The sequence below is a fragment of the Rhodococcus sp. P4_F3_2 genome (genome assembly GCF_056401335.1).
The window spans coordinates 144,439-156,296 of record NZ_JBFUJN010000006.1; the positions used below are offsets into that span (position 1 = coordinate 144,439).

Consider the following 11,858-nt stretch of genomic DNA (forward strand, 5'->3'; position numbering starts at 1 on the left):
GTTAGACCAACCTCAAGTGTCGATGCGAGTCGACGCCGACTGTGTCGGCAACGACTTCCATCGCTCTCTTCCACGACACGGCCATCTCGTCGAGTTGCTCACGCGGGTCCACCGCGCGGCCCCTGGAGGCACGCGCCATCTGAAACTGCACGCTCTTGGCCCCGGACGCCACTTTGCGGAAATCTGGCGCAGCTTCGCCTGTCCCGGAGAAACCTGCAGTGTCCAAAAACTCGCTGGCGTCGGCTGCCAGCTCCGCGCTGGCACCACACTGACGAAGTAGCCCGAAGGACCAGAGGTGAAAGGCATCCATACCCGCCCCCTGCACCCATTCGAGGTCGTCGATCACCCGGCGTCCCAGCTCTCGCACGGGATTACCCGCGGCTCGAACCGCTACGTTCCGCCGAGCCACTTCGGCGATGTTTCCGGCGTTGGTCGCGTGAACCGGATTCAACCTGATCTGTTCGACGTACGGCACGAACGAAGGAAGTGAGGAACGATCGAGATCGAAGACACCGGAGAAATCGTCGCCTCGCAGCAAGTAGTACCCGCTGTTGTGGAAGTATTCGAGCTCGCCGGCAACGCGATCGATCCGATTGGGCACGATCGTGGTCTTGGTGTGCCCCTCGTGATAACTCGTTCCGAGAGTGTCGGGAAGCCAGTATCCGTCGACTTCAACCGTCGACAGCATCCCAACCGCGAGGTTGTCCTCGACATGGATCAGCGGGGCCCGCCAGACGTTCATCTCGGCGACTTCGATTCCGTACAGCGCGTAGATGTCCTCGGCCTTGAGCTTGAGGAACGTCCACTGAGTCCCGTCGAACCGCGATGAGAAGGCACATGCCAGCGCCGGGACGGGGTCCAATCCCAGCGAATGCAACACTTCGATCCACAGATCCGTATAGCAGTTGGTCTGCGCCCACACCCGGTCGTCCTGGTGCAACGAATGGGGTTGGTAGCGATCAGGTGAAATGTCGATGAGCCGGGACATCAGATGCCCATTCGTTCGCGTACGGAGGTTGGCCACGCAGCCACATCAAGACCATGAGTCCGCAACAAGGACAACGCGATTCGCTCCATCCCGAAGCCGACGCACGAGCTGTGCGCCACCTCCCCCTCCGCCGTTCGGATGTCGAAGTTGACACCGAAATGGTCGAGATGGTTGTTCGAGGACACGATCGCCGTGCCCTCGTCGAGATCTCCGTAGAGCCGAACCGTCAGTTCCGTCTTGAGATTCTCTTCACGCTGGTTGGCTGCAAGCATCTTTCCGGCGCGTCCGAAGAAAGGATCATTGGCAATCACCGGGGTGGCGTCGAGTTGGAGCCGGCCGAGCACCTCGAGCCCCCGCTCGATCCAGTGCTCGCGATGCGCTCGCGCTGCCGCGGCGTCACCGATCGTCACGAACTCGTGCATCCGAAACGCTTGCATGCGAGCCGGATCGATCGCCGGTTCGTGCCGGAAGCAAAAACCGTAGATGTCCAGCAGCACCCCGCCTTCGGGGAGAACTCCGGTGTATCGCGCATAGGCAGGATGGCACGCTGCGGAGACGAGCATGGTCTCGGTCGGCTCGAGGTGGCGATCCCACGATTGTCCGTCGGCGCGATCGGCCAGCAGTCGCGCGTGATCGCGATTGGAACCAGCGAAGGTGTTGATGGCGCCGGTGAGGTTGGGAAACGAAGCGATGTAGTCGGTGCGCTCGAAACTGCTACGAGGGAACACCGGCGGGAACCGCAGCCGAGTCGCGGCGTCGCCTGGCCCCGCTGCAACCACCACTCGGTCGATACCGTCGACGATGTCCTCGAACACGCCGGAACGCCCGTAGAGTCCCGGTACCTCTGTCTCGACGAGTAGTCCTTCGACGAGCAGTTCGCGTTGAAATGCAGCCCGAGCCCGATCCAGATCGGTCTCGCCTGTCACAGTCTCGGTTGTCACATTCTCCGTCGTCATAGCGTTCCCCGGTATCCGATAGCCATGTGCGCTGAACCTGCCATGATTCGATCGTTGTTCACCATCACCGCTGCGCCGTGCGCGTCACGAAGGTGCCGACCGAGTGAAAATTCGGTGTCCTCGCGATATCCCGAGATGCCACAGATCAGCATTGTCTGCCCCACGATTTCCACCACCGCGGTGGAGGCTGTGACTTTCAGGTTGTTCATCGCGAGCGAAAAGCCCACCGCTCCCGTCGCCTCGAAATCGGCGGCGCCTTCCGCAGCGTGAACTGCGCGGTCGTACCTGCGTGCAGAGGCGTCGACAAGATCGGCGAATTGTTGTGCCGAAGCAGCAACTTCGGCGAGCCGCAGCGCTCCGGGGGAAGTGACTCCGGGCTGCTTGCGGGCGGCGGCACGCACGTACTTGCGTGCCTTCTCGACTGCAGCGTCGGCAATTCCCAACCACACCGAACTCCAGACGACGTGCGAGACCGGAAGCATCGTATGGGTGGAGATATCGGAATACGGTACGTCGGCGACCATCTCGGGCGTCGAGGTGGCCCGAAGGATGTAACCAAGACTGCAAGTTCCCCTGAGTCCCAGCGTGTTCCACTCGGTGGTGCGTTCGAGCGTCAGGTCTGGGGTACGACACACAACGAGAACCTGATCGTTCGGCTGACTCTCCGGGGTTCGCCGAGCCGTCACGACTATCGCGTCGGAGTGTTCGCCGTACGAAATGACAGGCGCGTTCTTGATCAACAGCAGATGACCGCCCAAGTCTTCGACCGCGCAGTAACTCCGGCTGACGTCACCACCGATTCCCAGCTCAGTGGTTGCCGATGCCAACAGCAGTTGCTTGTCGACCGTTTCTTCGACAAACCCGCGTAGCGCTTCGGTGTTGCCGTGCTTGACCAACGAGTAGATCTGCGTCTGATGCATCGCGAAGATCATTCCGCTTGCTGCACAGCGTGTTCCGATCACACGGGCGATCTGCGACACTTCCTGCAGCGAGAGTCCTTCGCCGCCTAGTTCCCTCGGCACAGCTACCGACAGCAGCCGTTCGCTTCGCATGGCGTCGACAGTTTCACGCGGAAACCTTGCCTCGGCATCGACTTCGTCGGCCCACACCGCTGCAACTTCGTCGGCCAACCGTGTGGCCCGCTCGAGGGCTGTCCCGGTGGCGCACTGCGATTGCGGAGCGTTCATGCAGCACCCAACTCCGTCAACGCACCCTCGATCGCCTTGACGCTTGCGAAGGTACTCTTCCGCAACAACTCGTCAGGAAACTCGATGTCGAACGAATCCTCCAGCGCCAACATGACATTCACGCTCGCGTGCGACGTCAAACCCAACTCGTAAAGATCGGCCTCTCCATCGATCGTGCTCACGTCGACTGCCAGTCGACCGTGCTCGACGAGCACTTTCCGAATTGCCTGATCAATCATCAGCGATGTCGTCCTTCTTTTCGATGCGAGCGCCCGAGCGTGTTGCGATCACCATTGCGATGGCCACGTCCGCTTCGTGCGAGATAGATACTTGAAAATCGTGCAGATCCTGGGCCCGCGCGAGTTCCGCGGCATTACCGGACAGCGTCACCCCACAGCCACCCCACTCGGCCCGAGTGATTTCGATGGAATTCCACGGAACGGGGACATCACCGGGCCGCAGTACCTTCACAACAGCCTCTTTGGCGGCGAAGCGTGCAGCCAATCGTTGATCCCGTGCCGGCCCGGCGCACGTCTGCAATTCGTGCGGGGTGAAGGTCCGATCGAGATACCTCCGCCCGAAGAGTTCGATACTTCGAGTGACATCCACGACGTTCACTACGTCACAGCCGATCCGCGGGCCGATATCGAGCATCGGCGTCGGCGCAGTGTCACCCATCTGTTGACTCCCCATCTGGGGTCGTACACGCCGGGCAGCCCCCTATGCTGCCCGGTGCGCCGACGCCGTCACCCTGCCCTGACAAACCTTCATTCTCAGCAATTCTTCAGCTACCGGTAGAACATACCGCAATCCGAAGATGATGGGCAAGATCAGACTTCCAGATTCCCATCAACACTATAAACATACTCTTAGTTTGTTTCGAATGCAGAACAAAGAGAACAATGTCGCTACCAGGACATTTGCAGCAAACTGGCCAAAGGAGCAGTGCGGAGAGTCAGTGATTTCAGTGATCGCTGGCAAGGCGGCGGGCCGCGAATTGCCTGAAGTACTCCACTTTCGATTCCGGGACCACGATCGGAAGTATCAGGTTCCACGATGCCTTCATGGAGTCCGAAAGCTCACGAACGGTCCCGGTCGCGGCTGCCATCAGCCGAACTCCGGACGCCACTTCCAACAGGAAACGAGCAATGTCAGCAGAATCCGCGTCCGAACGCAGATCACCTTCGTCTGCCGCACGGCTGGCAAGTTCACGGTAAATATCGAGCCACACGTCCAGAGTCGCCGGCCCGGAGCCCCGATAGTCCCCGATCTCGACCAACAAGCGGAACGTTGCTCTAACCATGGCGTCATGCGCACCGATGTCGACGATGACCGACGAAATACCGATCAGCGACTCGAGTGCGGGAGTGCGACGGTCCAACCAGAGCTCACATTTTGCGTCGAAACGCGCCGAACCCTCGTCGATCACCGCCCGCGCGAGTTCTTCCTTGGACCCGAAATGGAAGTACAGCGCGCCTTTGGTCACCTGCGACTCAGCGATGATCTCGCTCAAGCTGGCATTGGCATAACCCAGGCGCAAGAACACACCCGCTGCTCCGCGCAGCACCGAATCACGGGTGGCTTCTGCCCGTTCTTGCCTCACCATCGATCCGGCCTCCAATCACCACACATCGAACGAATCCTTGGTCTTACCCGTTCACAGCGTCAAAATGGAAGGCACGGTTCGGCATTCAACCCACCCTGCAAACAAATGAGACATTTGCCCATCAAACGATCGTGATACAGCGAACACAGCTTAGACCGCGATCCATCTCTGCGCGGCAGGCGCGCCTGGTTAACCCTCCAATTGTGGGTCGGCTTCCAGATTCGTCAGCCCATTCCAACACAAATTCACAAGGTGAGCGGCGACAACTTCCTTCGACGGAGTCCGTTCGTCGAGCCACCAAGTAGCCGTAGTGGACACCATGCCGACAAGCGCCTGTGCGTACATCGTTGCTAGTCCGGGGTCGAAACCGCGTCTGGAGAAGTCCCCCGCAAGCAGGTAGCCCACCTGACTGATCGCATCGTTGAGCAAGCTCGAATACGTCCCACTGGGCGCGACGACGGACGAATCGCGCACGAGTATCCGAAATCCGTCAGTGTGCTCTTCCACGTAGGTGAGCAAAGCCAACGCAACCCGCTCGACTCGAACTCTCGAGCGATTTTGCGAGAGCGACGACGTGATCATCTCGAGGAGTCGCGACATCTCCCGGTCCACTACTACGGCGTACAGCCCCTCCTTGCCGCCGAAGTGCTCGTACACGACCGGCTTGGACACGTTTGCTCGCTGGGCGATCTCCTCGATCGAGGTCGCTTCGTATCCCCGTTCGGCGAACAATGCCCGCCCGATCTCGATCAGTTGTTGCCGACGTTGGGTACCGGTCATCCGGATCCGTGTCACTCGTTCGGGAACTGGATCCCCGCCACCCGAACCGGACACCGCCGCCATTGTCTTCCTCTCGCCGACACACAAATTACTGCTGTGGACGCTCAGCCTATCGGGACTTCGGGGACCCAATCAGAGGAGCGGTTCGACCTACGGCGGGTCGGCATGCGATTATTCTTGCGCGCGTTCGGCCGCAAGGCTCGGCAATGCGTGGCAATCCGCCGTGGTGTAATGGCAGCACCTCTGATTTTGGTTCAGATAGTTCAGGTTCGAGTCCTGGCGGCGGAGCTGGTGAACAACATGCATTTTCCGAGCGGAAATGCGTGTCTTGATCGACAGCTTGATCGACAGTTTGATCGACAGAGGGAGCTCAAACCAGTGCAGACCGCCGTGATCGTTCTCGCAGCGGGTGCCGGTACACGAATGAAGTCGAAGACTCCCAAGGTCCTCCACACTCTTGCCGGACGCAGCATGCTGGCACATTCGCTTCACGCGGCAACCTCACTGAACCCCACGCACCTGGTTACCGTCGTCGGTCACGATCGTGAGCGTGTCACCGAAGCAGTCAACGCAGTCGCGGGTGAACTGGGCCGGCCCGTCACCGTCGCCGTTCAGGACGAGCAGAAGGGCACCGGGCACGCCGTCAGTTGCGGACTCGAAGGTCTGCCGGCCGACTTCGCCGGAACCGTACTCGTGACGGCCGCCGACGTGCCGCTGCTCGACGGCAAGACCATCGCAGACCTCCTCGCTCAGCACACTGCCGCCCCTGCGGCTGCGGTCACGGTGTTGACGTCGACGGCCCTCGACCCCACCGGCTACGGACGGATCCTTCGTACGACGGACGGCGAAGTCAACGCCATCGTCGAAGAGAAGGAAGCCACCGATTCGCAGCGCTCGATCACCGAGGTCAATTCAGGTGTCTACGCCTTCGACTTCGAGACTCTGCGCGATGCGCTGGCGTCTCTCGACTCCAACAACGCACAGCACGAGTTCTATCTCACTGATGTGATCATGATCGCCCGTCGCGCGGGTAAGCGTGTTCGCGCGCAGCACATCGCGGATTCGGTTCTCGTCGCGGGCGCCAACGACCGCGTGCAGCTCTCGACGCTCGCCCGCGAGATGAACCGTCGGATCCTCGAGACGTGGATGCGTGCCGGCGTCACCGTCGTCGATCCGGCGAGCACGTGGATCGATTGCGGCGTGCACATCGCACAGGACGTGACGCTCCTACCCGGAGTTCAGTTGACCGGCACAACGTCGGTGGGCGAGGACGCCGTGATCGGCCCCGACACCACCTTGGACAACGTGAGCGTCGGGGAGCGCGCGCAAGTCGTCCGCTCGCACGGGACCGACTCCGTGATCGGAGCCGACGCGACCGTCGGTCCTTTCGCCTACCTGCGGCCGGCTACACGCCTCGGTGACCACGGGAAGATCGGCGCATACGTGGAAACGAAGAACGCGGACATCGGCGAGCATTCGAAGATTCCGCATCTTACCTACGTCGGCGACGCCACCATCGGCCATCACAGCAACATCGGGGCTTCGAGCGTCTTCGTCAATTACGACGGCGTGAACAAGAGCCGTACTGTGGTGGGGTCGCATGTGCGAACCGGTTCCGACACGATGTTCGTCGCCCCGCTCACCGTTGGTGACGGCGCATATACCGGGGCCGGAACCGTCCTGCGAAACGACGTACCGCCAGGGGCGCTTGCCGTCTCCGGTGGTTTGCAGCGCAACATCGAGGGCTGGGTCCAGAAGAATCGTCCCGGCACGCCCGCGGCCGATGCTGCAGCAGCAGCACAACCTGACGGCCCTGCAACAACCTGACAGCCCTGCAACAACCTGACAGCCCTGCACTACCTGACAGCACAGATCACCACCAGATCGACCGGCAAGTACAAAAGGATGGCATGAACCAGTGACTGCGAATTGGATCGACAACCAGAAGAACCTGATGTTGTTCTCGGGTCGCGCACATCCCGAGTTGGCGGAGCAGGTGGCGAAGGAACTCGACATCCGCGTCACCCCGCAGACCGCGCGCGACTTCGCGAACGGTGAGATCTTCGTTCGATTCGAAGAGTCGGTTCGCGGCTCCGACGCGTTCGTCCTGCAGAGTCATCCGGCACCGCTGAACACGTGGGTGATGGAGCAGCTCATCATGATCGACGCTCTCAAGCGTGGATCGGCAAAGCGCATCACTGCCGTTCTTCCGTTCTACCCGTACGCCCGCCAGGACAAGAAGCACCGCGGACGCGAGCCGATCTCCGCTCGCCTGATCGCTGACCTGCTCAAGACTGCCGGCGCCGATCGCATCATCACGGTCGACCTGCATACCGATCAGATCCAGGGCTTTTTCGACGGCCCCGTCGATCACATGCACGCACACAGCCAGTTGGCCAACCATATTCGCGCGGGCTACAACCTCGAGAACATCACGGTGGTCTCCCCCGACTCGGGCCGCGTTCGCGTCGCCGAGAAATGGGCCGACTCGCTCGGCGGAGCGCCGCTGGCGTTCATTCACAAGACGCGCGATCCCTTGGTACCCAACCAGGTCAAGTCCAACCGCGTCGTCGGTGATGTCGAAGGTCGCACCTGCATCCTGATCGACGACATGATCGACACCGGCGGAACCATCRCCGGCGCGGTCAAGGTACTCAAGGAGGCCGGAGCGGGTGACGTCGTCATCGCTGCAACCCACGGCGTCCTCTCCGACCCTGCTGCCGAGCGTCYGTCGACGTGTGGCGCAAAGGAAGTTGTTGTCACCAATACACTTCCGATCGACGAGTCGAAGAAGTTCCCGACGCTGACGGTGCTGTCCATCGCACCGCTGCTGGCTCGCACCATCAAGGAAGTTTTCGAGAACGGTTCTGTGACTTCGCTGTTCAACGGCAGCGCCTAGTCTCACGCTGCTCTACGGGCGCGTACCTGTGACTTCACGGTCACTGGTACGCGCCCGTCGTCGTCTTCGTGAACACCACAGAAACAGACCACCCGGTCATCATGAAACCACCTGTGGGACACACGAATACCACCGAATACGGCATTCAGCATGATCTTGATCACGCCCACGACCAGAAACCCAGGTCGATGTTGGGGCGGTGTTCACCGCGCCGCAATCTTCGCCTAGTGTGGCTCGTCGTGATCGACGCGCAAACCCTGGAATCCCGGCCCGAATCTCATTCCCTGAATTCATCAGTTCCGACGATCCGGCGGTGGCGCCCAGGATCTTGTGTCTGGTGCGGAGACGACAACTCCGTGGACATGTTCCGCAACGAACCCCGCTGTGGAAAATGTCGTGAAAACGAAGGCATCATCGACGACGCGAAGCGCTTCCTCGGTATGTACGGTCTGCGCCCGCTCGGCGGCACGCTGCAGTCCGACGACGACGAAGAACGCGAGTACCGCGTCAACGCTCGCGAGGCTCGCCGAGTTCTGAACGAGATCCGCATGGACGTCCTTCCCGATGCGGCCGCCGTTCGCAAGGCAATTCGGCCCCGTGCCGCAACGGTTGTCGCCGACACGTCACCCGCACGGGCTTCCCGCCCCGCCAGCACGGGCACAGCGACGCGCGTTGCCGCTCCGGTCAAGACGGACACCGTGGACATCGACACGCTCCAGGCTCGCGTCCTAGGGCTTCTCGATCAGCTCGGTTCGATCGACGAGCAGATCAAGGTCGCCGAACTCGCACAAGGGTTGCCGGCGCGCGCGCGACTGAGCGATCTCAACAAGCAGAAGGCCACGGTTCTTCGCACGCTGGCCGCTCTCGAGAAGGCTCGCATCGCCGCCTCCAACTAATTCCTTCGCGTCCGTCCCACGGCCCCGTCTCCCTTGCGAGACGGGGCCGTTCTGTATGAGCAGGTACCTTTACGAATCGTGAATGACATCACCATCACCTTTGTCGTGCTTGCACTGGTCGTGGCGCTGTTCGTGATCGGCCGAATCCCGGTCGGCATCATCGCGATCGGCACTGCCCTGGCGCTCTACGCCACCGGTGTCATCACGATGGAGCAGGCGCTTGCCGGATTCGGCGATCCCACGGTGGTGTTCATCGCCGCGCTCTTCGTCGTCAGCGAAGCCCTCGACGCCACCGGTGTCACCACGTGGGCGGGCGAGAAACTACTGGCGAAAGTCGGCGAATCCCGTGTCCGCCTCTTGAGTGCGATCATGTTGCTGGTTGCCGCGTTGACCGCATTGATCAGCGTCAACGGAGCCGTAGCCGCGCTGGTGCCGATGGTGGTCGTCTTGGCAGTGCGTCTCGGTAAGTCGACGTCACAACTGCTTCTGCCGTTGGCATTTGCCGCCCATGCCGGTTCGATGCTCACCTTGACCGGAACACCGGTCAACATCATCGTTTCCGAAGCCGCCGAGGAATCCGGGGCCGGTGCTTTCGGGTTCTTCAGTTTCACCTTGGTCGGTGCGCCGCTCGTTTTGGGAACGATCGCGATCGCCGTACTTCTCGGTCCTCACGTCCTCCCCCATCGTGCGGGGACGTCGATGTCGCCTGACCTGAGCCGGCACGCCAAGACCCTCGCGAAGCAGTATCAGTTGATGGGCAAGGATGCGCCGTCCGCAGAGCCCTTGATCACCAAGCACGACGGTGTGGTCGAAGTGATAATCCCGCCGCGCTCGGAAATGATCGGCGACAGGGCCTTTCCCGGCATGGTGACCGACAGTGGCGATCTGGTGATCCTCGCGGTCCAGCGTGCCGGTGAGGACTGCGGCCCGAAGGGCGTCAAGTTGGCGGCAGGTGACACGCTCCTCCTGCAAGGCAGCTGGGACGATCTCGACACCCACACCGCGGTCGATCCGAATGTCCTCGTGGTCGACGCACCTGGTCAGATCCGTAAGCAGGCAGCGCCGTTGGGAACTCGCGCGGTCATCGCCCTCGTCGTCGTAGCGGCGATGGTCGTGTTGCTGACCTTCGGATTGGTGCCGTCGGCGATAGCCGGACTCCTCGCGGCGTGTGCGATGGTTTTGTTACGAGTGATCAGCGTGGAGCAAGCGCATCGGTCCATCTCGTGGACCACGTTGATTCTCGTCGGCGGAATGATCCCGCTCTCGACCGCGATCCAGCAGACCGGCGCAGCCGAGAAACTCGCTCATGCCTTCGTCGACGTCGTCGGTGGTGCAAGCCCGTATGTCGTCGTCGCCGGACTCTTCGTCGTGACGGCGACGCTGGGTCAGCTGATCAGCAACACCGCGACCGCGCTGATCATCACGCCGATCGCCATCTCGGTCGCCGGCGAACTCGATATCTCGGTGCTGCCCCTTCTGATGACGGTGACTGTCGCTGCCGCAGCCTCCTTCCTGACGCCCGTCGCCACTCCCGCGAACATGATGGTGATGGGACCTGGCGGATACAAGTTCGGCGACTACTGGAAGCTCGGACTCCCGATGTTGTTGTGGTTCCTGGTAGTTGCGACGGTGTTGATCCCAGTGATCTGGAGTTTCTGATGTGCTCACCGAAGGTGTTGTCGGAGGTCTACGAATCGATCGGACGAGAGGGCAGGAAAGTCAGCCGACGATCGATGTTCGCGGCGCTCGGCACTACTGCGCTCGGTGCGACCGTCGTGGCCGGCGCGGTGCAGCCCACTGCGTCGGCAGCGCCATCGGGTCGGACCATCGTCGATCTGACCCATGTACTGACGCCGGATTTCCCGGTGTGGCCGGGCGCGCGCTCGTTCGAGATGAGGAACCTGGCGAAGATCGCCGACGCCGGCGGGTCCATGGGCTCGCTCGGGTCCTCTGGTTTCGGCGGAAACTTCTACCTCAACGAACTCCGCCTCGAGGAACACACCGGTACGCACATCGACGCGCCCGCGCACGCCAGTGCGGACGGAATCACCGTCGAGAAGATTCCGGTCGCCGACCTCGTCGTACCGATTGCGGTCGTCGATATCAGCGCCCGAGCCGCCGTCGACCCTGACGCGTTGCTCACCCATCAGGACATCCTCGATTGGGAAGCCGTCCACGGGACGATCTCTCCTCGCAGCCTGGTTGCGATGAACTCGGGTTGGGATACCCGGGCCGGTGCCGGCGGAGCCTTCACGAATCGAGATGTACACGGCGTGCAACACACTCCGGGATTCGCCCCCGAAGCGATCGACTTCCTCGTCCGCGAGCGCGACATAGTGGCCGTGGGTTCGGACACCCTCAGCATCGACGCGGGCCGAAGCACCACCCACGGGGCTCACCGAAGCGCTTTGGGCTCAGGAAAGTACGCAGTCGAAGCCCTCGCGAACCTGTCCGCACTTCCGGCCGTCGGCGCCACGGTGATGGTGGGAGCGCCGACGCATGCGGGTGGTTCGGGTGGTCCGTGCCGGGTCATCGCCTGGTATTGA

The 11,858-nt window shown here is 61.7% G+C and carries 12 protein-coding genes and 1 tRNA gene; 6 read left to right on the forward strand and 7 right to left on the reverse strand.

Features of this window, described 5'->3' with window-relative positions; translation table 11 throughout:
• Position 1: 1 nt before the first annotated feature.
• From AC1DWA_RS09065 to AC1DWA_RS09095, 7 genes are all read right to left on the reverse strand, one after another.
• On the reverse strand, positions 2-988 hold the full coding sequence (locus tag AC1DWA_RS09065) for a DUF1839 family protein (RefSeq protein ID WP_019744648.1): 987 nt from the start codon (positions 986-988) through the stop codon (positions 2-4).
• Positions 988-1,944, reverse strand: coding sequence for an amino acid--[acyl-carrier-protein] ligase (locus AC1DWA_RS09070; protein ID WP_060939764.1), 957 nt, complete (start codon positions 1,942-1,944; stop codon positions 988-990). Before AC1DWA_RS09070 ends, AC1DWA_RS09065 begins: the two co-directional genes overlap by 1 nt.
• Complete coding sequence (locus AC1DWA_RS09075; protein ID WP_042952515.1) at positions 1,941-3,131, reverse strand: acyl-CoA dehydrogenase family protein; 1,191 nt, start codon at positions 3,129-3,131, stop codon at positions 1,941-1,943. Before AC1DWA_RS09075 ends, AC1DWA_RS09070 begins: the two co-directional genes overlap by 4 nt.
• Positions 3,128-3,370, reverse strand: a complete 243-nt coding sequence (locus tag AC1DWA_RS09080) for an acyl carrier protein (protein WP_003946296.1) — start codon at positions 3,368-3,370, stop codon at positions 3,128-3,130. Before AC1DWA_RS09080 ends, AC1DWA_RS09075 begins: the two co-directional genes overlap by 4 nt.
• Complete coding sequence (locus AC1DWA_RS09085) at positions 3,363-3,809, reverse strand: holo-ACP synthase (protein WP_020970291.1); 447 nt, start codon at positions 3,807-3,809, stop codon at positions 3,363-3,365. Before AC1DWA_RS09085 ends, AC1DWA_RS09080 begins: the two co-directional genes overlap by 8 nt.
• A gap of 286 nt (positions 3,810-4,095) precedes the next feature.
• Positions 4,096-4,737, reverse strand: coding sequence for a ScbR family autoregulator-binding transcription factor (locus AC1DWA_RS09090; protein WP_003946317.1), 642 nt, complete (start codon positions 4,735-4,737; stop codon positions 4,096-4,098).
• A gap of 189 nt (positions 4,738-4,926) precedes the next feature.
• Positions 4,927-5,580, reverse strand: coding sequence for a TetR/AcrR family transcriptional regulator (locus AC1DWA_RS09095; RefSeq protein ID WP_019744652.1), 654 nt, complete (start codon positions 5,578-5,580; stop codon positions 4,927-4,929).
• A gap of 154 nt (positions 5,581-5,734) precedes the next feature.
• On the opposite strand from AC1DWA_RS09095, the gene AC1DWA_RS09100 reads away from it, so the two are divergent.
• The 6 genes from AC1DWA_RS09100 to AC1DWA_RS09125 all read left to right on the forward strand — a co-directional run bounded on the left by AC1DWA_RS09100 (position 5,735) and on the right by AC1DWA_RS09125 (position 11,858).
• A tRNA-Gln gene (locus AC1DWA_RS09100) sits at positions 5,735-5,805 on the forward strand.
• 90 nt (positions 5,806-5,895) lie between these two features.
• Positions 5,896-7,344 (forward strand): bifunctional UDP-N-acetylglucosamine diphosphorylase/glucosamine-1-phosphate N-acetyltransferase GlmU, encoded by a 1,449-nt coding sequence (gene glmU / locus AC1DWA_RS09105; RefSeq protein WP_080909203.1) that lies wholly within the window; start codon positions 5,896-5,898, stop codon positions 7,342-7,344.
• 91 nt (positions 7,345-7,435) lie between these two features.
• On the forward strand, positions 7,436-8,416 hold the full coding sequence (locus AC1DWA_RS09110; RefSeq protein WP_477916609.1) for a ribose-phosphate diphosphokinase: 981 nt from the start codon (positions 7,436-7,438) through the stop codon (positions 8,414-8,416).
• Between the two features lie 239 nt (positions 8,417-8,655).
• Positions 8,656-9,312 carry a hypothetical protein gene (locus AC1DWA_RS09115; RefSeq protein ID WP_024487329.1) on the forward strand — a complete coding sequence of 219 codons (657 nt, stop codon included), beginning with the start codon at positions 8,656-8,658 and terminating at the stop codon, positions 9,310-9,312.
• Positions 9,313-9,390: 78 nt separating this feature from the next.
• Entirely contained in the window at positions 9,391-10,971 is a 1,581-nt protein-coding gene (locus AC1DWA_RS09120; RefSeq protein ID WP_019744656.1) for an SLC13 family permease, read from the forward strand.
• Positions 10,971-11,858: a cyclase family protein gene (locus AC1DWA_RS09125; RefSeq protein WP_046378955.1), complete on the forward strand. Its 888-nt coding sequence runs from the start codon at positions 10,971-10,973 to the stop codon at positions 11,856-11,858. The genes AC1DWA_RS09120 and AC1DWA_RS09125 overlap by 1 nt, the downstream gene beginning before the upstream one ends.